This window comes from Herbidospora solisilvae, from assembly GCF_009901565.1.
Classification (GTDB): Bacteria; Actinomycetota; Actinomycetes; order Streptosporangiales; family Streptosporangiaceae; genus Herbidospora; species Herbidospora solisilvae.
Window position 1 is genome coordinate 37,519 of record NZ_WXEW01000007.1, and the last position, 21,688, is coordinate 59,206.

Genomic DNA, 21,688 nt, shown 5'->3' on the forward strand with positions numbered 1-21,688 from the left:
CCCGTTCTCGGGCTCAGAGGGAGACGGGCAGGTCCTTGATGCCGTTGATGAAGTAGGAGCGCAGGCGGCGGGCCTCGCCGGCCTGCTGGATCTTGGGGACGCGCTCCGACAGGACCTCGAACAGGACCCGGAGTTCCATCTTGGCCAGGTGGTTGCCGAGGCAGAAGTGGGCGCCGCCGCCGCCGAAGCCGATCTGCGGGTTGGGGTCCCGGGTCACGTCGAAGACCTCGGGGTCGGCGAAGACCTCCTCGTCGCGGTTGGCGCCCGAGTAGAAGATGACGACCTTGTCGCCCTCCTTGATCTGCTGGCCGCGCACCTCCATGTCCTGGGTCGCCGTCCGCCGGAACAGGTTGACCGGGGAGACCCAGCGCACGATCTCGTCGGCGGCGGTCTTGGCCACCGACCGGTCGGCGACGAGCTTGGCCCACTCGTCGGGGTGCTCGAAGAGGGCCAGCATGCCGCCCGACGCCGCGTTGCGGGTGGTCTCGTTGCCCGCCACCACCAGGAGCAGGACGAACAGGTCGAACTCCTCCACGCTCAGCTCCTCCCCGTCGTCGCCCGGCTGGAGCAACTTGGTCACCAGGTCGTCGCGGGGGTCCTCACGGCGGGCCTCGGCGAGCTGGTTGGCGTACGCGTAGACCTCCATCGGCGCCATCTGGCCCTCTTCCGGGCTGGCCGAGTAGTCGGGGTCGTCCATGCCGATCATCCGGTTGGACCACTCGAAGAGCTTGCCCCGGTCTTCGGCGGGGGCGCCGAGGAGCTCGCAGATGACGTACAGCGGCAGGGGCGCGGCGATGTCGCGGACGAAGTCGACGCTCGGCTTCGCCTGAGCCTCGTCGATGAGCTCGTGGCAGATGTCGCGGATGTGGTCTTCCAGCTTGGAGATGGCGCGCGGGGTGAAGCCCCGGTTGACGAGCGAGCGGCGGCGGGTGTGCTCCGGCGGGTCCTGGTTCAGCATCATCAGCCGCTGGAGTTCCAGCTCCGCCTCGCCCGGCTCGGGGAAGAGCGACAACCGCCGGTGGGACGAGAACAGGTCACTGCGCCGTGACACGTGCACCACGTCGGCGTGCTTGGTCAGCGCCCAGAAGGGCGGCCAGCCCTCCATCTGCCCGCCCTCGTGCCGGAACACCGGGGCGTTGGCCCGCAACCAGGCGAACTGGTCGTGGGGGGCGCCGGAGGCCGCGTACCGATCCATGTCGACGAGGTCGATGTGCATCTGATCACCCGATCATCGTTGCGCTGGGAATCCGCCTCAAGACGAGGCCTGGAACGCGTTCTAGCCAAGCACGTTTCGGGGCCGAACAGGTCATCCGATGTCTGAGCTTGACAGGGAGGCAGGCATGCCATCAGGCTTCCTCATGCAAACATCGGATGTATAGGGGGAGTCGTGAGGCTGCTTCGAGTAGGTGGAAAAGGCGCGGAACGCCCGGCCGTGCTCACAGACGACGAGCGGCTGCTCGACCTGGGCGAATTCCTCAACGGAGCCGATTTCACCCCTGACTTCTTCGCCTCGGGCGGCCTCGACCGGGTCCGTGCGGCACTCGCCGACGACCCCCTTCCGGAGCTCGACCAGGACGGTCTGCGCATCGGCCCGCCCGTCGCGCGGCCCGGAAAGATCGTATGCATTGGACTGAACTACCGCGACCACGCGGAGGAGTCCGGTGCCGCGGTTCCGACCGAACCGGTGGTGTTCATGAAGGCCCCCAACACAGTCGTCGGACCTTTCGACGAGGTGCTTGTGCCGCGCGCCAGCGTGAAAACCGACTGGGAAGTCGAACTGGCCATCGTGATCGGTTCGACCTGCCGCTACCTCGGCTCGCACGAGGAGGCGCTCGCGGCCGTCGCCGGCTACACCGTCTCCAACGACGTGTCGGAGCGGGAATTCCAGCTTGAGCGCGGCGGTCAGTGGGACAAGGGCAAGTCCTGCGAGACCTTCCAGCCGCTCGGCCCGTGGCTCGTCACCGCCGACGAGGTCGCCGACCCCCAGGCGCTCGGGCTGCGCCTCTGGGTCAACGGCGACCTGAAGCAGAACGGCGACACCAAGAACATGATCTTCGGCGTGGCCGAGATCGTGCGTTACCTCAGCCAGTTCATGGTCCTCGAACCCGGGGACGTGATCAACACCGGCACACCCGCCGGGGTCGCCCTCAGCGGCCTGCACCCCTACCTGAAGGAAGGCGACGTCATGGAGCTCGAGATCGACGGTCTCGGCCGGCAGCGGCAGACGGTGGGTCAGGCGTGACCTCCGCGGCGTCGATCCACCTGCCCATCCAGTCGTTCCAGACCTTCGACATCCGGTTCCCGACGTCCCTGGAGCTCGACGGCTCCGACGCGATGAACCCCGACCCCGACTACTCGGCCGCCTACGTCGTGTTGTCCGACGGAGAGTGCGAGGGCCACGGCTTCGCGTTCACGATCGGCCGCGGCAACGACATCCAGACCGCCGCCATCCGCGCGCTGGAGCCCTACGTGCTCGGTCAGGACGTCAGCGACCTCGGCGCGGTCTACAAGCAGATGGTGTACGACAGCCAGCTCCGCTGGCTGGGCCCCGAGAAGGGCGTCATGCACATGGCGATCAGCGCGGTCGTCAACGCCCTGTGGGACCTGAAGGCCAAGCGCGAGGGCAAGCCGCTGTGGCGGCTGCTCGCCGAGATGTCGCCCGAGGAGCTCGTCGACCTGGTCGACTTCCGCTACATCGGCGACGAGCTCACCCCCGAGGAGGCGCTGGAGATCCTGCGCCGCGCCGAGCCCGGCCGCGCCGAGCGGATCGAGAAGCTCCTGGAGACCGGCTACCCGGCGTACACGACCTCGCCCGGCTGGCTCGGCTACGACGACGAGAAGCTGCGCCGCCTCTGCAAGGAGGCGCTCGACGACGGCTTCGGGCAGATCAAGCTGAAGGTCGGCGCCGACCTCGACGACGACATCCGCCGCATGCGCATCGCCCGCGAGGTCTGCGGCGAGGGCTTCCCGATCGCCATCGACGCCAACCAGCGCTGGGACGTCGGCGCGGCGATCCACTGGATCAAGGCGCTCAGCCCCTACTCGCCCCACTGGGTCGAGGAGCCGACCAGCCCCGACGACGTGCTCGGCCACGCCACCATCGCGCGCGCCATCGCGCCGATCCCGGTGGCCACCGGTGAGCACGTCCAGAACCGGGTCATCTTCAAGCAGCTCCTCCAGACGCGCGCCATCTCCTACCTCCAGCTCGACGCCGCGCGCGTCGCGGGGGTGAACGAGAACATCGCGATCCTGCTGCTGGCCGCCAAGTTCGGCGTGCCGGTCTGCCCGCACGCCGGCGGCGTCGGCCTGTGCGAGCTGGTGCAGCACCTGTCGATGTTCGACTATGTGTCGGTGACCGGAACCATGGAGAACCGCGTCATCGAGTACGTCGACCACCTGCACGAGCACTTCACCGACCCGGTCGTCGTCGAGAATGGCGTCTACCGGGCGCCGGTCGCACCCGGGTTCAGCGCCGAGATGCGACCCGAGTCGATCGCGGCCCACGTGTTCCCCGACGGGCCGGTCTGGAGAGAGTCATGACCGAGTTCGAGGGCCTCAAGGCCCTGGTCACCGGCGGCGGCCAGGGCATCGGCCTGGCCATCGCCACGTTGCTGACCGAGCGCGGCGCCCGCGTCGCCTGCCTCGACCTCAACCCGCCCGGTGACCCCTTCGTCGGCGTCAAGGCCGACGTGTCCGACGACGCGTCGGTCCGCGCGGCCGTCGCGTCCGCCGCCGAGCAGCTCGGCGGCCTCGACATCGTCGTCAACAACGCCGGGATCGGCGCGGCCGGCACGGTCGCCGACAACGACGACGCCGAATGGCTGCGGGTGTACGACGTCAACGTCGTCGGCATGGTCCGGGTCACCCGGGCCGCCCTGCCCCACCTGCGCGAGTCGAGCCACGCCGCGATCGTCAACACGTGCTCGATCGCGGCCACGGCCGGGTTGCCCCAGCGGGCGCTCTACAGCGCGACGAAGGGCGCCGTCTACTCGCTGACGCTGGCGATGGCGGCCGACCACGTACAGGACGGGATCCGGGTCAACTGCGTCAACCCGGGCACTGCCGACACCCCGTGGGTCGGCCGGCTGCTCGACGCCGCCGCCGACCCGGCCGCCGAGCGGGCCGCGCTGAACGCCCGCCAGCCGATGGGCCGGCTGGTCTCCGCCGAGGAGGTCGCCCACGCGGTGGCCTACCTGGCCAGCCCGTTCGCCTCGGCCACCACCGGCACCTCGCTGGCGGTCGACGGCGGCATGCAGGGCCTGCGCCTGCGGCCGAGGAGCTGAGGCGTGCAGCGCATCGCCCTGCGCACCCGGCTCAAGCCCGGCAGCGAGGCCGCCTACGACGCCGAGCACGCGCGGCTGCTGCCCGGCCTCGATCGGGCGATGCGCGAGGCCGGCGCCCGGGTGTGGCGGATCTGGCGCGACGGCCTCGACCTGTTCCACTACGTCGAGGTGGTCGACTACGCCGCCTTCCAGGCGCGGCTGGCCGGCGACCCGATCAACCAAGCTTGGCAGAAACAGATGAACCGCCACCTCGACGGCGACTTCGACCCCTCCGCCGGGCCGCTGCACAAAGTGTGGGAGATGTCGGGGGCTGTACGTCCGAGGGCTCCGTTCTCTACGGTTTTCGGCGTGACGACGACCTACGGCTTCGGTGCCGCCCCGATAGGCAACCTGTTCACCGCCCTCACCGACGACGAGGCGTCGGCGGCGGTCGAGGCGGCGTGGGACGCGGGCATCCGCTACTTCGACACCGCGCCCCACTACGGGCTCGGCCTGTCGGAGCGCCGGCTCGGCCAGGTGCTGGCCGGCAAGCCCCGCGGCGAGTTCGTGCTCTCCACCAAGGTGGGCCGCCTGCTCGTCCCGGCCGACGGCGTCGGCAAGGACGACGACGGCTTCGACGTGCCGAAGACCCACACGCGGGCCTGGGACTTCTCCCGCGACGGCGTGCTGCGCTCGCTGGAGGAGTCGCTCGAACGGCTCGGCCTCGACTCCATCGACGTCGCCCTCATCCACGACCCCGACCACCACTGGGCGCAGGCCGTCGGCGAGGCGTTCCCCGCCCTGGCCGAACTCCGCGACCAGGGCGTCGTGAAGGCAGTCGGCGTCGGCATGAACCAGTGGCCGATGCTGGCCGACTTCGTCCGCGAGACCGACGTCGACACCATCCTGCTGGCCGGCCGCTACACGCTGCTCGACCAGTCGGCCGCGGCCGAACTGCTGCCGCTGTGCGTCCGTCGCGGCGTGTCGGTGATCGCCGGAGGCGTCTTCAACAGCGGCCTGCTGGCCCGCCACGACCTCGCCGGGGGCACGTTCAACTACGCGCCCGCCCCCGACGACGTCCTCGCCCGGGCCCGGGAGATCGCCACCCTGTGCGAGAAGCACGGCGTGACCCTGCCGCAGGCCGCCATGGCGTTCCCGCTGCGTCACCCGGCGGTGACGACGGTCGTCATGGGCATGCGATCCGCGCAGGAGGTTCGGGGGAACATGGAACTGGCCGCCCGGCCCGTTCCCGAGGCTCTGTGGGAGGAGCTGGGGTTCTGATCATGATCGACGCCCATCACCACCTCTGGGACCCGTCCCGCCGCGACTACCCGTGGATGTCCGGCGCGGCGCTCGCGCCGATCAGGCGCCCCTTCGGCCTGCCGGAACTGCGGGCCACCGGCGCCACCGGCACGGTGCTCGTGCAGACCGTCTCCTCGGTCGAGGAGACCCGCGAGTTCCTGCGGACCGCGCTGGAGTCCGACGGCCTCATCAAGGGCGTCGTCGGCTGGGTCGACCTGACCGCCCCCGACGTCGCCGACGTCCTGGCCGAACTGCGGGAGGGCCCGGGAGGCCACCTGCTGGTCGGCATCCGCCACCAGGTCCAGGACGAATCCGACGACGAGTGGCTCACCCGCCCCGACGTCGTGCGCGGCCTGCGCGCCGTCGCGTCGGCGGGGCTGGCGTACGACCTGCTGGTGCTCGTCCACCAGCTGAAGGCGGCCCGCCAGGTCGTCGCCGACCTGCCCGACGCCCGGTTCGTGCTCGACCACGCCGCCAAGCCGCCCGTCGCCAGCGGGCTGATGGAGCCGTGGGCGACCGAGATCGAGGGCCTGGCCGAACTCGACAACGTGACATGCAAGATCTCCGGGCTGGTGACGGAGGCCGGCTGGACCGACTGGACCCCCGGTCAGCTCCAGCCCTACGTGGAGCACGTCCTTGAATATTTCGGCGCGGAAAGGGTCATGTTCGGCTCAGACTGGCCCGTCTGCCTCCTTGCCGCGACGTATGGCGAGGTAGTGGAGACAACTAAGGACTTCACCAGTGGGCTGAGCGGAGACGAACAGTCGTACATCTACGAATCGACGGCACAGAAGGTTTATCGCCTGAAGCCATAAGCGGTTTTCCACAGAACGGCGTTCAAGGACGCGCGCTCAGCGTAACCCCCCGGACTCTTGGGTCGCCCCGTCTTTCCCGACCCAGGAGTTCCGTATGCTCACAACGCTCCTCACGGCCATCCTCTGCACCCCCCACCCGGGTGCGGAGCCTCAGCCGTGCCCGTCACCGGCCTCTTTCCGGTACGTCCACCCCACGCCGGCCGGGCTCTCCGACGACCCCGACGAGCTGGACGACCTGATCGACCTGGCCGAACTCGCCGAACGCTGGGGCCACACGTGGCCGCCCCCGGAATGGGGCGGCCTCGACCCGTGGGCGGAGGACGGACCGTGGGCCGAGGCCTGGGACGACTTCGACGAGCCCGAAGAGACCCTGGGCGGCATCTTCGGCCCCTCGGACCGGGACCTGAGACCGGGCTTCGGACGGTGGCCCGGCACAGCGGGCGGCCCACGCCCGCTTGCCGACGACGGCGTCCCGGCGGGTTGGGGCGCGCGTCCGCTCCAGGACGGGTGGCCCATTCTCGACGGCGGCGCGGGTCCAGGTCAGGACGGTGTGGTCACGCTCGACGGGCGGGCTGGTTCTCCACAGGAGGGCGCGGCTTCCGAAAGCGAGTCGCGGCCTGAGGGCGTCGACGGCGACCGGAAACCGAAGTCCGACGACCGTGTGCCCCGGGGCGAGTCGGAGGAGCCGCCCGGTGTCGAGGCCGAGCCCCGCAAGAAGCGGGATGGGCGCGAGCCGCGCAAAGACGAAGACCCGAACACCACAACTCGCGACGCCACCCCGGGGGCCATCGCGTTGCGGGCCGCGACCAAGTGGCTCGGCATTCCCTACGTGTGGGGCGGCGGCAACGCCAACGGGCCCAGCCGGGGCATCGGCAAGGGCGCGAACCGCGTCGGCTTCGACTGCTCGGGGCTGACCCTCGCGGCCTGGGCCAAGGCCGGGGTGACTCTCGGGCACTACACCGGCACCCAGATCAAACAGGGCAAACCCGTGCAGACCAAGGACCTGCTCCCCGGCGACCTGCTGTTCTTCGGCGCGACGAGAACCGACCCGTCCCACGTCGGTCTCTACGCGGGCGACGGCGACATGATCCACGCCCCCAAGACGGGAGACGTCGTCAAACGCGTCGAGGTCCTGGCGGCGCCGGTCTGGATGAAACGTTTCCAGGGCGCGGTCCGCCCGCAACTACCGTCGTCGAAGACCTGAGTTCAGGGCGTTGCGGACGACCTGGGTCAGGCGCGTCTTCGGCTCGCGCGGGTGGTTTCCCCACTCGGTTCGTAGATGCCGCTTCATGCCCGGTCGGCCGGAGTCCTTGCAAGGACAAGCCGGCCGTTCAAGGCTGACAGGCGCGAGCCGGGAGGGTGTGTACACGACGGAAGCACGCCCTCCGAGTCGGACGGGCGCGCTTCGGGGAACGGGCCGTAGGGCTAGAGGGCCTGCCTCAGCCATGACTCCACGTCGGCGATGTGGACCGTCGCCCACGAGTGGGCCACCTCCGGCTGGCGGGCCGCTATCGCGCCGTAGATGGCGTAGTGCTGGTCGAGGGTCTTGCTCGGGGCGTTCGACTGGGTCAGGCCGCGCCAGATGCGGGCGCGGGTCGTCGGGCCCGACAGGCTCTCGATCAGGGAGCAGAGGACGGCGTTGCCGGAGCCTTCGGCGATGCGCTGGTGGAACTCCAGGTCGTTGGCGACGAGCTGTTCGACCGTGGGGTTCTCGGGGAGGGAGTCGAGGATCTTGCGGAGCTCCTCGATGCCGGCGTCGGTCATGTTGACGGCGGCCTTGGAGGTGGCGGCGGGTTCGAGGATGCGGCGGACCTCGAAGAACTGCAGGACGGTGTCGTCGCGGTGGAAGTCGACCACGAACGAGAGGGCGTCGAGGAGGAGGCGGGGTTCGAGGCTGGTGACGTAGGTGCCGTCGCCCTGGCGCACGTCGAGGACGTTGATCAGCGCGAGCGCGCGCACCGCCTCACGCAGGGAGTTCCGGGAGAGCCCGAGCCGTTCGGCGAGGTCGGCCTCTTTGGGGAGCCGGGCTCCCGGCGCCAGCTCTCCGTTGAGGATCATGTCCTTGATCCGGTCTATCGCCGTATCGGTTACCGCCACGCCTCGCACCCACCCTCAGACATCCGATGTCTAGGAGTGTACGACGAACGTGACCGGATCACCTCCCGTGCGCCTGACCAATCCGCGCACCTCCAGTGTCCGCAGGTGCGCCGCGGCCTCTCCGGCGGCCATGCCGCGCAGCATGGGGGCCAGGTCCTCCCAGCGCCGGTTCCAGGTCATCAGCGACGCGGCGGTCCAGATCGTCAGCGGCCGGTCGGCCTCGATCATCGAGGCCAGCAGCTTGGTCAGCTTCTCCTCGTGGTGTTCGGCGATCTCCGCGGCGCGGGCGGCGACGTCGGCGAACGTCCACTCGTGGGCGGGAAGGGCCTCCAGCGGACCGAACGCGGCGATCTTGCCGAGGGAGGCCAGGAACTCACCGAGTGGGTCGATATCGGTGCGATCGTAGGGATACATCCCGATATGGGGAGTGATGCCGGGAAGCACGTGGTCACCGGTGAACACCCGATCACCGTCTTCGAGATGGAGACAGATGTGGCCGGGGGAGTGGCCGGGGGTCCAGACCGTCCGCAACCGCCGCCCCGGCACGTCGACGAGCGCGCCGTCGGCCAGATGGACGTCCGGGATCGCGGGCGGCGTGGGGGCGTCCATGACGGCGGCGGGGAGCTCCTCGGGCGAGGCGCCCGCCCGGCGCAGCATGTCGAGCTGCATCCGGGGCCGGTCGTCGGCGGCGGCCATGTCGTGGAACATGCGCACCATCTCTGCGTCGGCCTCGTGCATCGCGATCCACCCGCCGGAGGCCTCCCTGACCTGCCCGGCGAGGCCCGCGTGGTCGGGGTGGTAGTGCGTGACGACGACACCACGCACGTCGGCGAGCGCGATGCCCGCCTGACCGAGCCCGCTTTCGAGCGCCTGGAACGCCTCGGGGTGGTTCCACCCGGCGTCGATCAGGACCGGCCCGGTGGGCGACTCGACGGCGTAGACGAGGGTGTAGCCGAGCGGATTGCCCGGTATCGGCACCGGCACACTCCACACCCCGTCACCGAGATCGGTGACCTTCTGGGCCGAGTAGGCACGCCGCGTCCGCACATCCCGCTCACTCATCCGGCCCCCATCAAGCGCTTGTTACCGTGACCATGGTCCCAAACCAACATGACCACCACATTTCGCCCTCCCCTTGCATCCCATCGCCCCACGTCACAGCGGGAGCCGACGGCATGCGGCGCCGACGGGGAGAGTCCGCACCAGGCTCCGCCACCGCCAGAGTCGGCCCCCGCTACGGAGCGGCGCTGCACGGTGAATGCCGCAAGCGGGGGCGTGGACGCGGTCACCGGCCTGCCCTCCAGGCGCGTGAGTCCAGGCCACGGTTCACGATTTCGGGACAGGTCACGCGCGTTCGAGGATGGTCGCCGTCGCGAGGGCGCCGCCCGCGCACATCGTCACCAGCGCCGTCGACCGGTCGGCCCGTTCGAGCTCGTGCAGCGCCGTCGTGATGAGCCGGCTCCCCGTCGCCCCGACCGGATGCCCCAGGGCGATGGCCCCGCCGTTGACGTTGAGGCGGGAGAAGTCGGGTTTGTGGACCGACGCCCACGACAGGACGATGGCCGCGAAAGCCTCGTTGACCTCGTAAAGGTCGACATCCGACATCACCATCCCGGCCCGGTCGAGCACCCGCGTGGTCGCGTCCACGGGGCCGTCCAGATGGAAATAGGGCTCCGCCCCCACCAGAGCCTGCGCGAGGATGCGTGCGCGCGGGCGCAGACCGTGCCGTGCGGTCGCCGTCTCGCTCATCAGCAGCACCGCGGCCGCCCCGTCGGAGATCTGCGACGACGTCCCGGCGGTGTGCAGTCCCCGCTCGCCCATGACGGGTCTGAGCCGGGACAGGCCCTCGGCCGTCGTCTCCCGCAGGCCCTGGTCCCGGGTCACCCCGGTCACCGGGACGATCTCGCGGTCGAAGCGTCCCTCGGCCCACGCTTCGGCCGCACGCTGCTGGGATCGGGCGCCGAAGGCGTCGAGGTCGGCGCGGGTCAGGCCGCGCCGGGCGGCGATGCGTTCGGCGGCGGTGAACTGGTCGGGCAGGTCGATCGACCAGTCGTCGGGGCGGGGGTCGGCGGGCAGCACGTTCGAGCCGAGCGGCTGGCGGCTCATCGACTCGACGCCGCACGCGATGCCGACGTCGATCACGCCGGCCTGGATCAGCGCCGCCACCACGTGCACGGCCTGCTGTGACGAGCCGCACTGCGCGTCGAGCGTCGTCACGCCGGTCTGGTAGGGCAGGCCGGCGTAGAGCCACGCGTGGCGTCCGACGTGTCCGCCCTGTTCGCCGGCCTGGGTGACGCAGCCGGCGAAGACCTGTTCGACGGCGTGGGGGTCGAGGCCCGCCTTCTCGACCAGGCCGGTCAGGGTCGCGGCGAGCAGCGCCTGTGGCTTGACTCCGGCCAGCCAGCCGCGGCGTCTCCCGATCGGCGACCGGACGGCCTCGACGATCACCGGCGTCCCCATGCCGAAACTGTAACGCGTTCTATTCCACCCGTGAAGCCGGGAACTCGGCCAGGAGGCGGGAGGCGGCGATCTCGATCCTGCGCTGGATGTCCTCGTACGTCCGCCGGCCCCGCAGCATCTCCAGGAGCTCCTGCACCCACACCGCGCCGAGCGAGGCCGCCAGGACTCCCTGCTCCTCGGTGGCGTGGCCGTCGGACAGGCCCGCCACCCGGACCAGCAGCCCGGCCATCCGGTCGCCGAAGGGAAGTTCGACGTCGGCCAGGATCAGCGCCCTGATCAGCGCGTCGGCGAGCTCGGGCTCGCGCATCAGGCCGCGCGTCGCCCGCATCAGCACGTCGACGGCCCGCCCGTCGGGGGTGGCGGCAGCCGGTGGACGGCGGGCGATGCTCGACTCCAGCATGTCGAGTTCCTCGCCGACCACGGCGACCACGAGGTCCATCTTCGAGGGGAAATAGCGGTAGAGGGTGCCCAGGGCCACGCCGGCGCGTTCGGCGACCGTGCGCATCTGCATCGCCTCGACCCCGCCGCGGGACGCCAGGGCCGCGGCGGCTTGGAGGATGCGCCTGCGCCGCTGGAGCTGGCTCTTGGTGCGCAGGCCCGGAGCCGTGCCGGGCGGGAGGTCCTGGACCGCTTCCATAGCAGAACACGTTATCTGACCAGGTCCCGTGCCGGATGGTTACTCACCAGTCACGGGGTTGTGGACACTTACTAGAATCCGTTCTAACTTCGGTTGGTGGATTTCGATCTCGACGAGCCGCAACGGGAGTTGCGCACCCTCGCGGCCGGGCTCCTCGACAAGGAGGCCGACCCGGAGGCCCACGAGAAGACCGGCGAACCCTACGACGCCCGCCTGTGGGCCACGATGGCCCGCGCGGGGCTGACCGGGGCCTGCCTGCCCGAGGAGTCGGGCGGCGCGGGGCTCGGGCCGGTCGAGATGGCGGTGCTGCTGCGGGAGGTCGGGGCGCACGTCGCGCCCGTGCCGCTGCTGCCCGCGCTGGTCACGGGGCTGACCGTCGGCCGCCACGGGTCGGCGGCGCAGAAGGGCCGGCTCGCCTCCGTCGTGGAGGGCGGCGCGCCCTACACCTACGGCGTCGGCGGGCGGGTCGCCGTCGCGAACGGACGGCTCACCGGGCGGGTGGCCGGCGTGCCCTACGCCGCGCAGGCCGCGGGTCTCCTGGTGGCGGCGGGCGACGACGTGTACGTGGTCCGTCCGGAGGCCCTGACCGTACAGACGACCGTGGTGACCCTCGACGACGCCCCGGGAGAGCTGATCGCCGGGGCGGCCCATGAGCTGGGCCTGCTGGTCCGCGCCGCGCTCACCGCCACCGCCTCCGGAGTGCTGGCCCAGGCGCTCAAGATCACCACCGACCACGTCAGGACGCGCCGCCAGTTCGGCCGCGCGCTGGCCGAGTTCCAGGCCGTCACCATGCAGATCGCCGACGTCTACATCGCCGCCAGGGCCCTCGACGTCGCCGTCTGGTCGGGCGTGTTCCGGCTCGCGGCCGGGCTCGACGCCGACCGCGACCTGGCCGTCGCGGCCCTGCACACCGCCGACTCCGCGCTGCGGGCCCTCTACACCTGCCAGCACCTGCACGGCGGCCTCGGCCTGGACGTCACCTATCCGCTGCACCGCTACTTCGCCTGGGGCAAGCACGCCGCGCACGCCCTCGGCGGCGCCGAGGCGCAACTCGACCTGATCGGGGACCTCGAATGTTCGTCGAACTGACCGACGCGCAACGCGCGCTGCGCGACGAACTGCGCGGCTACTTCGCCACCTGCCTGACCGCCGAGCAGCGCGCCGACATCGCGGCCGACCCGTTCGGCGCCGCCTACATGGAGCACTGCCGCCGGCTGGGCCGCGACGGCATGCTCGGGATGGGCTGGCCGACGGAGTTCGGCGGCCGGGGCTACGGCCCCCTGGAGCAGCAGATCTTCGCCAACGAGATCGCCCGCGCCGAGGTGCCCTACCCGATCATCACCCTGCAGACGGTCGGCCCGACCCTGATGCAGTACGGCACCCCCGAGCAGAAGGCGTTCTTCCTCCCGCGCATCCTGGCGGGCGAATGCCACTTCGCCATCGGCTACAGCGAACCGGGCGCGGGCACCGACCTGGCCTCGCTGACCACCACGGCCGTCCGCGACGGCGACCACTACGTCGTCAACGGCCAGAAGATCTTCACCTCGGGCGCCCACTTCGCCGACTACATCTGGCTCGCCGCCCGCACCGACCAGAGCACCAGGAAGCACCGCGGCATCACCATGATGATCGTCTCGACGGAGGACCCGGGCTACTCCTGGACCCCGATCATCACCATGGACGGCCGCCACCACACCAACAGCACCTACTACAGCGACGTCCGCGTCCCGGCCGACATGGTCGTCGGCGAGGTCGGCAAGGGCTGGGACCTGATCGTCAACCAGCTCAACCACGAACGCGTGACCCTCGGACCGGCCGGCAACATCGCCCACACCTACGACCGCTTCAAGGCCTGGGCCCGGCGCTCGGGCGCCATCGAGGAGCCGGCGGTCAGAAGGGCCCTGGGTTCCGTGTACGCCGCCTTCCGGACCAACGAACTGCTCAACTGGCAGGTGGCCGCCAACATGGACCTCGGCTGGCTCGGCGCCCCCGACGCCTCGGCCACCAAGATCTACGGCTCCGAGCGCATGCAGGACGTCGGCCGCATCGTCGGCGAGACCCTGGCCCGCTTCGGCGACCCCGCCGACGAGGAGACCCGCGACCTGATGGAACGCGTCGACCGGGGGGTGAAGGGCGGCCTGGTGCTGACCTTCGGCGGCGGCGTCAACGAGGTGCAGCGCGAGCTCATCGCCATGCTGGGTCTCCAGCTCCCCCGGCCGCCCCGCTGATGCCCGGATGGAGCTTCTCCAGGCGCAAAAAAGACATACCCCACCTCGCTCAGCCTGGGGGGATGCCGAAGTTGCGCCCGCGAGGGGAAAAACCCCAACCCGGTGAATCCCGACCCCAACCGGTGGATCAACCCGCTAACACGGACACCCGGCCCGTCTGGAAGGGTTCACCTGCGGAGAGTTTCCGGGCCCAGCGGTGCGGCGGGCCCGGAAACCTGCGACATTCCGCCCAGACCCGGTCCGCCCGGCGTGCCGTCCTCCTCCGGCGGAACCGCGCCGCGGCGACCGGCGTAGGGCGATCGCCGACGAGATCCCGGGAGCCGTGAGATGCGAACCCTGAACACGTCCAGGCGCGGCACACCGTCAGCGGCCTTCTGCCGACCCGCCCCGTGGAGCGGCCCCATGCGAATTCCGCAGATCCAGACCGGCACCCGGCTTCCCCGCCTGATCCTGCGGGCCGCCGACGTCCGGCTCAGCCTGATCGCGACGATGGACCTGGTGGAGAACTACGTGACCGGGTGGGCCGGCTCCGACGCCTTCGTCCACGCCATGAACGTGAAGCTCGGCCGTCCCGCCGACGCGGGCGACACCCTCACCCTCACCGGCGTCGTGGTGAACGCCACCACCGAGACCGTGACGGTCGAGGTCTGCGCCCGGTCGGCCGACGGCGTGCACGCGACCGGCACGGTCCGCCTGTCGTGGTGAAAACCTGACGCGTCCCCATGCGGGGAACGCGCACCTGAAGTCGGCTCGCGAGGGCGTCAGACCAGCAGTGGCATCGAGAAGAAGACCGCCAGCGCGATGGCCAGGCAGATCAGGAAGCCGATCAGCTCCCACGCCCAGTCGTGGTGACGTTCCGGCTTGGCCTTCGGCGCCCGCCGCCCCGCGTGACTGCGGGCCGGGGGCAGCAGCGGGGGCGGGTCGAGCGGGGCCTCGGGCAGTGAGCCTGTCTGAACGGCCCTGACCAGGGCGCTTTCGGGCCTGTCGATCGTGGTCGAACCCTGCGGCAGGTCGTCGTCTTCGGCGATCGGCCGGGAGAACACCAGCCGGTCGGACGGCAGCAGGTCGGGCATCGTGGTCTCGCCCGGCGACTCGGGCTCGGTCACCGGCGCGACGTCCACCGCGGTGTTCGCCGCGGTGTCGGCCGCGGTGTCCGCCATAGTGTCCGCCGCGGTGCCGGCGGCCGGCAGGTCAGGGGCGCCGGAATCGGGAAGTTCCGTCTTCGCGGGCTCGGCCACGGGAGTGTGGTCGGTCTCGGTGGTGAAGGCGTCGAACGACGCCATCTTCGAGAAGGCTTCGAGCTGGTCTTCGACGACGGCCTCGACCGCCTCCACCGTCTCTGGCGGTGCGGGGGCGGGCTGCGGCGCGGGCATGCTCATGCGGCGCTTCGGCGGGCCGTTGCCGATGTTCTTCAGGATCGAGCCACGCAGGCGGGGCATCGGCTCGGTCAGCGCCTCGTGACGGCGGCGGCGTTCGGCCCTCTTCGTCGGGTTGGTCAGGTCGTCGAGCGGGACGACCGTCGTGTTCGTCGCCGGGTCGGTGTCGGTCGCCAGCGGCAGCGGCCACGAGGGCGCGGTGGGCCAGAGCTTACGGACCGGCAGGGAGGACTTCCGGCGGATCGGCGGGGCCTGGTCGAAAGGGAGGGCCGACTGGTGGAGGCGGCGCAGCACGTCGTGAGGCGGCTCGCGCCAGGGGAGCCGGGCCAGCACGTCTTCGAGGGGGGCGACCCCGATGGCGTCGTACACCTCTTCGACGTCGCGCGCGATGAACGGCGCGGTGCGGGCGGCGGCGACGGCGGTGGCGAGGGTCTGGGCGAACCGGTGGCGGGCGCTGGTGGCCAGCTCTTCCGCGGTGTCGGCGGCGACGTCGAGGACTAAGGCGAGCTCGGCGGAGCTGAGCCCGCAGTGGGCCGACAGCAGCAGGACCTCGCGCTGGTGGGGCCGGATGTCGCGGAAGACGCGCTCGATGAGCGCGGTCGCCGGGTCGGCGATGGAGTCGACGGCGGGCATCGCGTAGCTGACGTCGCGGCGGTAGATCTCGCGCCGGGCGAGGGAGAAGAGCGCCGCGCGAGGCGGATCCGTCGGCGGGACGCCCGTGAGCACGGCGACCAGGGCGTCGGCGGCCGAGGCCGTCTCACCCAGCTGGTCGTGGCAGTAGGCGAACAGCCCGGCGGCGTGACGCTCGTAGAGCTCGGCGATCAGGTCGCTCCTGGAACGCTGACCCGTGAGCGGTGTTGTCACGGCCGGTACCCCTGGTGTTGAAGTGGAGGGATCGTACGTCAATCATGCCGCCACCGAGGCTGGAGCGCACTAATTAGTGGGCTTTTGATTCATATTCTTCTGGGCAGTGACCATTGATCATTTCGGAATGTAACAAAGCCCTCGTAGGCTGGCCCGCGGAGATCGACACCCTGTGGACAGAGGTCACCAGTGATCACTTTTGACGGCGTCACGAAACGCTACGCCGACGGGACGGTCGCGGTGGACGACCTCTCCCTGGAGGTGCCGACCGGCGCCATCACGGTCTTCGTCGGCCCCTCGGGCTGCGGGAAGACCACCTCCCTGCGGATGATCAACCGGATGATCGACCCGTCGCAGGGCCGCGTCCTCCTCGACGGCAAGGACGTCACCACCGTCGACCCGGCCACCCTGCGCCGCGGCATCGGCTACGTCATCCAGCAGGCCGGCCTGTTCCCCCACCGCCGCATCGTCGACAACGTCGCCACGGTGCCGCTGCTGCTCGGCTGGGACAAGAAGAAGGCCCGCGACCGCGCGATGGAACTGCTCGAACGTGTCGGCCTCGACCCCAAGATGGCCCGCCGCTACCCCTTCCAGCTCTCCGGCGGCCAGCAGCAGCGGGTCGGGGTGGCCCGCGCGCTGGCCGCCGACCCGCCGGTGCTGCTGATGGACGAGCCCTTCAGCGCCGTCGACCCGATCGTGCGCGCCTCGCTCCAGGAGGAGCTGCTCCGGCTGCAGTCCGAGCTGCACAAGACGATCGTGTTCGTCACCCACGACATCGACGAGGCGGTCAAGCTCGGCGACACCGTCGCGGTGCTGCGGGTGGGCGGGAAGCTGGCCCAGATCGCCGCGCCCGCCGACCTGCTGAGCGGCCCGGCCGACGACTTCGTGCGCGAATTCCTCGGCCGCGACCGGGGCATCCGGCGGCTCGGCTTCGTCCCGGCGAAGGACCTGGCGCTCGACCCGGCGCCCGAGGGCGTGACGCCCGAGGGTCACGGGACCTTCAACCCGGCGAGAGACTCCCTGCGAGCCGCGCTCGACGCGGCCCTGCTGTCGCCCGACGGGCTGGCGGTGGCGGTCGACGACGACGGGCGGGTGCTCGGGGTGGTCGGCCAGGCCGCGCTCGTGGGGGCGGCCCGTGGATGAGCCACTCGTCCGCTGGGACTGGATCGCCCGCAACTGGGACAACGGCGGGCCCACCTCGGTGAAGGTCCTGCTGGAGAACCACATCGTGATGGCGTTCGTGCCGGTCGTCGCCGGGTTGCTGATCGCGATCCCGCTCGGCCTGGCCTGCGCCCGCTACCGGTGGCTCTACCAGCCGACCGTCGGGATCATGAACGTCGTCTACTCGCTGCCCTCGCTGGCGCTGTTCTCGATCCTGCTGTCGGTCACCGGGCTGACGCAGACGACCGTCATCATCCCGCTGACCCTGTTCTCCCTGGCCGTGCTCATCCCGGCCGTGGTCGACGGCATGCGGTCGGTGCCCGACCACGTGCGCCAGTCGGCCGTCGCCATGGGCTTCCAGCCCTACCGGCGGCTGGTCTCCGTGGAGCTGCCCATCGCGGTGCCGGTCGTCCTGGCCGGGCTGCGGGTCGCGGCCGTGTCGAGCATCTCGCTGGTCAGCGTGGGCGCGCTCATCGGGCAGGGCGGGCTCGGTTACCTGTTCATCGACGGCTGGCAGCGGCAGTTCTACACCCCGATCGTGGTCGGGATCGTGCTCGTGGTCGCGCTGGCCCTGGTCGCCGACCTGGTCATCATCGCGGCCCAGCGCCTGCTGACGCCGTGGGCGAGGAGGCGGGCGTGAACTGGCTCATCGAGTTCTTCGGCAGCGCCGAATACTGGTCGGGCGACGACGCCATCCCGCTGCGGCTGCTCCAGCACCTCGAATACTCCTTCCTGGCCTTCGCCATCGCCGCGCTGATCGCGATCCCGCTCGGACTGTTCATCGGGCACACCGGCCGGGGCGCGGTCATCGTCGTGGTGTCGGCCAACGCGGCCCGCGCGCTGCCCACGCTGGGCCTGCTGGTGCTGGTGGTGCTGCTCATCGGCGTCGGCACGCTCTGGCCGGTGCTGATCCCGCTGATCGCCCTCGCGATCCCGCCGATCCTGGTCAACACCTACGAGGGCATCCGGGGCGCCGACCCCGATCTGCGCGACGCCGCATACGGGATGGGCCTGCGGGGAAGTCAGGTGCTGTTCCGGGCGTTGCTGCCTGTTGCGCTGCCGTTGATCCTGCTGGGTCTGCGGCTGTCGGCCATCACCGTGGTGGCGACGGCGACCGTGGCGGCCTACGTCGGGCTCGGCGGGCTGGGGAGGTACATCATCGACGGGCTGGCGACGAAGAACTACGCCGAAGTGTTCGGGGGAGCGGTGCTGGTCGTCCTGCTCGCGCTGGCGGTGCAGACCGGGTTCACGCTGCTCAACCGGGTAATCGTCTCGCCGGGGGTGCGGCAGGTCCGCTAATCTCGACCTATCCCCCCGATTTTGAAGGGAATGTACGTGAAACGAGCACTCGTCACCGCGCTCGCCGCGGTGTTCGCCCTATCCGCCTGCGGAGGAGGTGGCGGCGACCCGTTGGCGCAGGCCACCCCGTCCGCCCCCGCCGCCTCGGGGGGCTCCGCCGCGGCCTCGACGGTCGTCGTCGGCTCCTTCAACTTCCCCGAGAGCGTGCTGCTGGGCTCGATCTACGCGCAGGCCCTGCAGGCCAAGGGCGTCACCGTCGAGGAGAAGCCCAACATCGGCTCCCGCGAGGTCGTCTTCGACCAGATCAAGAGCGGCGGCCTGACGGTGCTGCCCGAGTACGTCGGCTCGCTGCTGGCCTTCGTCGACCCCGCCGCCACCGCCAAGTCGACCGACGACGTGGTGGCCGGGCTGAAGGCCAAGCTGCCGCCGGAGGTCGAGATCCTCACCCCGGCCGCCGCGCAGGACGGCAACTCCCTCACGGTCACCAAGGCGTTCGCGGCCGAGAAGAGCCTGACGACGATCGAAGATCTGGCGAAGATCTCCAAGGACCTCGTGGTCGGCGGCCCGCCGGAGTTCAAGGAGCGCCAGGAGGAGAACTTCAAGAACACCTACGGCCTGGAGTTCAAGTCGTGGGAGCCCACGGCCGAGACCACGGCCGACGCCATCAAGAGCGGCACCATCCAGGTCGGCAACGTGTTCACCACCGACCCGAAGATCCTGCTCAACGACCTGGTCTCGCTCCAGGACAACAAGAACGCCTTCGCCGCCGACAACATCGCGCCGCTGGTGTTCAAGGCCGGGGCCGACGACACGGTCAAGACCACGCTCGACGCCGTCTCGGCCAAGCTCACCACCGAAGGCCTGCTCGAACTGATGAAGCAGGTCGCGGTCGACAAGGCCGACCCGCCGGTGGTCGCCAAAGACTGGCTGACCAAGAACGGTTTGCTCTGATGACGACCCCGGCGGCGGGCGCGCTGTTCGTCGAGGCGATGGCCCAGCTCGCCGCCGGGGTCGCGGTCGTCACGGTGAAAGACGACCGCGACGACGTCGGCAACACCGTCACCAGCCTGCTGTCGGTCTCGGCCACGCCGCCGACCGTGCTGATCAGCCTCGCCAACGGCGCCTACCTGACCGAGCTGCTGCTGCGGCGCGACCGGTGGGCCGCGACGCTGCTCGCCGACGGCCAGCAGGCCATCGCCTCGCGCTTCGCCACCCCGGGCCGCCCCGGCGCCCGCCTGCTGCTCGCCTCGGTGGCCCACCACCGCGGCGCCCAGTCGGAGGCGCTCATCGTCGAGGGCGGGGTGGCCGCCCTGGAGGCCGAGACCATGACGGTCGTCCCGGCCGGCGACCACATGTTGTTCGTCGCCCAGGTGACGGCGGTCGACTACGTCGACGCGGCCAGGCCGCCGCTCACCCGGCTGCGTGGCCGTTACCGGCCGGTCGGGGGCTAGCGGATCACCCACTGGCCGGGCAGCACCAGCGGCCCGGCGGCGGGCAGGCCCAGCTCGGCGGCGAACGCCGCCAGCGGCCCCCACGCCTCAAGACGGACCCGCGCCGTCGCGGCCGTCTTGTCCTCGCTCGACTCGGCCGGCATCAGCCGCTCCAGCGGGTTGATCTTCGGGTAGGACCGCACCGGCGCGTCGGCCGCCAGCCCGGCCCGCTTGCGCGCCTCGGCCAGCGCGTCCTCGATTCCGCCGAGCTCGTCGACCAGCCCGTTGTCGCGGGCGTCGGCGCCGGTCCAGACGCGGCCCCGGGCCAGCGACTCGGCCTTCTCACGCTCCATGCCGCGGCCCTGCGCGACCTTGTCGACGAAGTCGTCGTAGACGCGGTCGAGCCAGGTGTTGACGCGGGCCCACTGGGAGTCGGAGAACGGCCGGGTGGAGGAGAACATGCCCGCGTTGGCGCCCTCGGCGACGATCTCGGTGGAGATGCCGAGCCGGCCGAGCAGCCCGCCGAGCACCGCCTTGCCGCCGAACACGCCGATCGAACCGGTGAGGGTGCCGGGCTGGGCGTAGATGACGTCGGCGGCCATCGAGACGAAGTAGCCGCCCGAGGCGGCGACGTCGCCCATCGACACGATGACCGGCTTGCCCGCCCGCTTGGCCAGGATGACCTCGCGCCAGATCGAGTCGGAGGCGGTGTAGGAGCCGCCGGGGCTGTCGACCCGGAACACGATCGCGCGCACCTTGTCGTCGCGGCGGGCCGCGCGGATCGCCGCGCTGATGGTGTCGGAGCCCATCGCGCTGCCGCCGCCCAGGGGCGAGCGGCCGCTGCGGCCCAGCCGGATCGCGCCGTGGCCGTGGACCAGCGCGACGACCTGCTCACCCGGGTGGGGCATCTTGGGCAGGGCGGTCTTCGCGTAGCGGGCGACGTACAGGAGCAGGGAGTCTTCCGGTACGTGGTCGGCGTAGACCTCGTCGCGGTACTTCAGCCCGTCGACCAGACCGGCCGCGACGGCCTCCTGGCCGTAGAACGGGCCTTGGTCGATGAGTTCGCGCACCCGCTTGGGTTCGAGGCCGCGGCCCTCGGCGATGCCGGCCACGAGCTGCTCGGTCAGCGACTCGGCCAGCCGCCCGGTCATCTCCTTGTGGGCGTCGGTCATGTGGTCTTGGGTGAACATGTTGGCGGCGGTCTTGTACTGGTGGCGCTGGCCCACCTGGTAGTCGACGTCGAGCTTGCCGAGCGCGCCCTTGAGGAAACGCTGCTCGATCGCGACGCCGGTCAGCCCGACGTCGCCCGACGGCTGGAGGTAGACCTTCTCGAAGGCGCTGGCCAGGTAGTAGGGCACGGTGCCGTTGGCGACCTCGCCGTAGGTGTCGGCCCAGGCCACGGTGAGCTTCCCGGCGGCGCGGAAGTGCACGACCGCGTTGCGGATCTCCTGGACCATGGCGAGCCCGAGGGGATGGCCGCCGATCTTGACGATCAGGCCCTTCACCCGGGGGTCGCGGCGGGCCCGCCGCAGGCCGCCGATGACGTCGCTCAGCCGGGCCCGGCGCATCGACAACAAGGCCGACACGGGGTCGGCGGGCGGAGCGTCGGTCAGACCTTCGGTCAGGTCGAGCTCCAGCATCAGCGGGGAGGTCCGGCGCTGCCGCATCTTGCCGACGGCCTCGATGATCGTCTTGGTCGCGTCCATGAGCCCCACACTAAGCGAAACGGCCCCGCGCACAGGGCGCGGAGCCGTTCA

General features: G+C 70.8%; 21 protein-coding genes. 14 read left to right on the forward strand and 7 right to left on the reverse strand.

The genetic code is table 11. The features are described 5' to 3' along the window. Positions 1-13 precede the first annotated feature (13 nt). Entirely contained in the window at positions 14-1,216 is a 1,203-nt protein-coding gene (locus GT755_RS23345) for a cytochrome P450 (protein ID WP_161481796.1), read from the reverse strand. A 216-nt stretch (positions 1,217-1,432) separates the two neighbouring features. On the opposite strand from GT755_RS23345, the gene GT755_RS23350 reads away from it, so the two are divergent. The 6 genes from GT755_RS23350 (at position 1,433) to GT755_RS38670 (ending at position 7,583) form a co-directional block, all read left to right on the forward strand. Continuing rightward, positions 1,433-2,242, forward strand: coding sequence for a fumarylacetoacetate hydrolase family protein (locus tag GT755_RS23350; RefSeq protein ID WP_456319072.1), 810 nt, complete (start codon positions 1,433-1,435; stop codon positions 2,240-2,242). Next, positions 2,239-3,540: an L-fuconate dehydratase gene (locus tag GT755_RS23355; RefSeq protein ID WP_328794473.1), complete on the forward strand. Its 1,302-nt coding sequence runs from the start codon at positions 2,239-2,241 to the stop codon at positions 3,538-3,540. The genes GT755_RS23350 and GT755_RS23355 overlap by 4 nt, the downstream gene beginning before the upstream one ends. Then, positions 3,537-4,283, forward strand: coding sequence for an SDR family NAD(P)-dependent oxidoreductase (locus tag GT755_RS23360; RefSeq protein ID WP_137247324.1), 747 nt, complete (start codon positions 3,537-3,539; stop codon positions 4,281-4,283). Before GT755_RS23355 ends, GT755_RS23360 begins: the two co-directional genes overlap by 4 nt. Before the next feature lie 3 nt (positions 4,284-4,286). Next, a complete protein-coding gene (locus tag GT755_RS23365; protein WP_161481798.1) occupies positions 4,287-5,543 on the forward strand; it encodes an aldo/keto reductase in 1,257 nt (418 codons plus the stop codon). Between the two features lie 2 nt (positions 5,544-5,545). After that, positions 5,546-6,379, forward strand: coding sequence for an amidohydrolase family protein (locus GT755_RS23370; protein ID WP_161481799.1), 834 nt, complete (start codon positions 5,546-5,548; stop codon positions 6,377-6,379). A gap of 94 nt (positions 6,380-6,473) precedes the next feature. After that, entirely contained in the window at positions 6,474-7,583 is a 1,110-nt protein-coding gene (locus tag GT755_RS38670) for a C40 family peptidase (RefSeq protein ID WP_202610439.1), read from the forward strand. A 221-nt stretch (positions 7,584-7,804) separates the two neighbouring features. Here the strand turns inward: GT755_RS38670 and GT755_RS41255 are convergent, their stop codons facing one another. The 4 genes from GT755_RS41255 to GT755_RS23395 all read right to left on the reverse strand — a co-directional run bounded on the left by GT755_RS41255 (position 7,805) and on the right by GT755_RS23395 (position 11,573). Next, complete coding sequence (locus GT755_RS41255; RefSeq protein WP_030456514.1) at positions 7,805-8,476, reverse strand: FadR/GntR family transcriptional regulator; 672 nt, start codon at positions 8,474-8,476, stop codon at positions 7,805-7,807. Positions 8,477-8,506: 30 nt separating this feature from the next. After that, a complete protein-coding gene (locus GT755_RS23385; RefSeq protein WP_161481800.1) occupies positions 8,507-9,538 on the reverse strand; it encodes an MBL fold metallo-hydrolase in 1,032 nt (343 codons plus the stop codon). A 282-nt stretch (positions 9,539-9,820) separates the two neighbouring features. Then, positions 9,821-10,936 (reverse strand): steroid 3-ketoacyl-CoA thiolase, encoded by a 1,116-nt coding sequence (locus GT755_RS23390; protein ID WP_161481801.1) that lies wholly within the window; start codon positions 10,934-10,936, stop codon positions 9,821-9,823. A 19-nt stretch (positions 10,937-10,955) separates the two neighbouring features. Then, a complete protein-coding gene (locus GT755_RS23395) occupies positions 10,956-11,573 on the reverse strand; it encodes a TetR family transcriptional regulator (protein ID WP_161481802.1) in 618 nt (205 codons plus the stop codon). Between the two features lie 96 nt (positions 11,574-11,669). On the opposite strand from GT755_RS23395, the gene GT755_RS23400 reads away from it, so the two are divergent. The 3 genes from GT755_RS23400 to GT755_RS23410 all read left to right on the forward strand — a co-directional run bounded on the left by GT755_RS23400 (position 11,670) and on the right by GT755_RS23410 (position 14,506). Next, positions 11,670-12,662, forward strand: coding sequence for an acyl-CoA dehydrogenase family protein (locus tag GT755_RS23400; protein WP_161481803.1), 993 nt, complete (start codon positions 11,670-11,672; stop codon positions 12,660-12,662). After that, positions 12,647-13,801: an acyl-CoA dehydrogenase family protein gene (locus GT755_RS23405; RefSeq protein WP_161481804.1), complete on the forward strand. Its 1,155-nt coding sequence runs from the start codon at positions 12,647-12,649 to the stop codon at positions 13,799-13,801. Before GT755_RS23400 ends, GT755_RS23405 begins: the two co-directional genes overlap by 16 nt. 402 nt (positions 13,802-14,203) lie before the next feature. After that, positions 14,204-14,506 (forward strand): hotdog domain-containing protein, encoded by a 303-nt coding sequence (locus GT755_RS23410; RefSeq protein WP_161481805.1) that lies wholly within the window; start codon positions 14,204-14,206, stop codon positions 14,504-14,506. Positions 14,507-14,562: 56 nt separating this feature from the next. On the opposite strand, the gene GT755_RS23415 is transcribed toward GT755_RS23410, so the two are convergent. Next, complete coding sequence (locus tag GT755_RS23415; protein ID WP_161481806.1) at positions 14,563-16,041, reverse strand: RNA polymerase sigma factor; 1,479 nt, start codon at positions 16,039-16,041, stop codon at positions 14,563-14,565. A gap of 189 nt (positions 16,042-16,230) precedes the next feature. Here GT755_RS23415 and GT755_RS23420 point away from each other — a divergent pair, with 189 nt between their 5' ends. Genes GT755_RS23420 through GT755_RS23440 form a run of 5 tightly spaced genes read left to right on the forward strand, consistent with a single transcriptional unit; the run spans position 16,231 to position 19,952 of the window. Next, entirely contained in the window at positions 16,231-17,184 is a 954-nt protein-coding gene (locus tag GT755_RS23420; protein WP_161481807.1) for an ABC transporter ATP-binding protein, read from the forward strand. Next, on the forward strand, positions 17,177-17,842 hold the full coding sequence (locus GT755_RS23425) for an ABC transporter permease (protein WP_161481808.1): 666 nt from the start codon (positions 17,177-17,179) through the stop codon (positions 17,840-17,842). Before GT755_RS23420 ends, GT755_RS23425 begins: the two co-directional genes overlap by 8 nt. Then, positions 17,839-18,501, forward strand: a complete 663-nt coding sequence (locus tag GT755_RS23430; RefSeq protein ID WP_161481809.1) for an ABC transporter permease — start codon at positions 17,839-17,841, stop codon at positions 18,499-18,501. The genes GT755_RS23425 and GT755_RS23430 overlap by 4 nt, the downstream gene beginning before the upstream one ends. A 36-nt stretch (positions 18,502-18,537) precedes the next feature. Then, positions 18,538-19,452, forward strand: a complete 915-nt coding sequence (locus GT755_RS23435; RefSeq protein ID WP_285587977.1) for an ABC transporter substrate-binding protein — start codon at positions 18,538-18,540, stop codon at positions 19,450-19,452. Next, a complete protein-coding gene (locus tag GT755_RS23440) occupies positions 19,452-19,952 on the forward strand; it encodes a flavin reductase family protein (protein ID WP_161481811.1) in 501 nt (166 codons plus the stop codon). The genes GT755_RS23435 and GT755_RS23440 overlap by 1 nt, the downstream gene beginning before the upstream one ends. Here the strand turns inward: GT755_RS23440 and sppA are convergent. Beyond that, complete coding sequence (sppA, locus tag GT755_RS23445) at positions 19,949-21,637, reverse strand: signal peptide peptidase SppA (protein WP_161481812.1); 1,689 nt, start codon at positions 21,635-21,637, stop codon at positions 19,949-19,951. The genes GT755_RS23440 and sppA overlap by 4 nt on opposite strands. Positions 21,638-21,688 lie beyond the last annotated feature (51 nt).

What these genes read in the sequence shown, in the direction of transcription:
- GT755_RS23395 (WP_161481802.1), bottom strand. Translation starts at nt 11,573, where the DNA reads ATGGAAGCGGTCCAGGACCTCCCGCCCGGCACGGCTCCGGGCCTGCGC.
- GT755_RS23405 (WP_161481804.1), top strand. Translation starts at nt 12,647, where the DNA reads ATGTTCGTCGAACTGACCGACGCGCAACGCGCGCTGCGCGACGAACTG.
- GT755_RS23440 (WP_161481811.1), top strand. Translation starts at nt 19,452, where the DNA reads ATGACGACCCCGGCGGCGGGCGCGCTGTTCGTCGAGGCGATGGCCCAG.
- GT755_RS23370 (WP_161481799.1), top strand. Translation starts at nt 5,546, where the DNA reads ATGATCGACGCCCATCACCACCTCTGGGACCCGTCCCGCCGCGACTAC.
- GT755_RS23410 (WP_161481805.1), top strand. Translation starts at nt 14,204, where the DNA reads ATGCGAATTCCGCAGATCCAGACCGGCACCCGGCTTCCCCGCCTGATC.
- GT755_RS23360 (WP_137247324.1), top strand. Translation starts at nt 3,537, where the DNA reads ATGACCGAGTTCGAGGGCCTCAAGGCCCTGGTCACCGGCGGCGGCCAG.
- sppA (WP_161481812.1), bottom strand. Translation starts at nt 21,637, where the DNA reads ATGGACGCGACCAAGACGATCATCGAGGCCGTCGGCAAGATGCGGCAG.
- GT755_RS23345 (WP_161481796.1), bottom strand. Translation starts at nt 1,216, where the DNA reads ATGCACATCGACCTCGTCGACATGGATCGGTACGCGGCCTCCGGCGCC.
- GT755_RS38670 (WP_202610439.1), top strand. Translation starts at nt 6,474, where the DNA reads ATGCTCACAACGCTCCTCACGGCCATCCTCTGCACCCCCCACCCGGGT.
- GT755_RS23385 (WP_161481800.1), bottom strand. Translation starts at nt 9,538, where the DNA reads ATGAGTGAGCGGGATGTGCGGACGCGGCGTGCCTACTCGGCCCAGAAG.
- GT755_RS23390 (WP_161481801.1), bottom strand. Translation starts at nt 10,936, where the DNA reads ATGGGGACGCCGGTGATCGTCGAGGCCGTCCGGTCGCCGATCGGGAGA.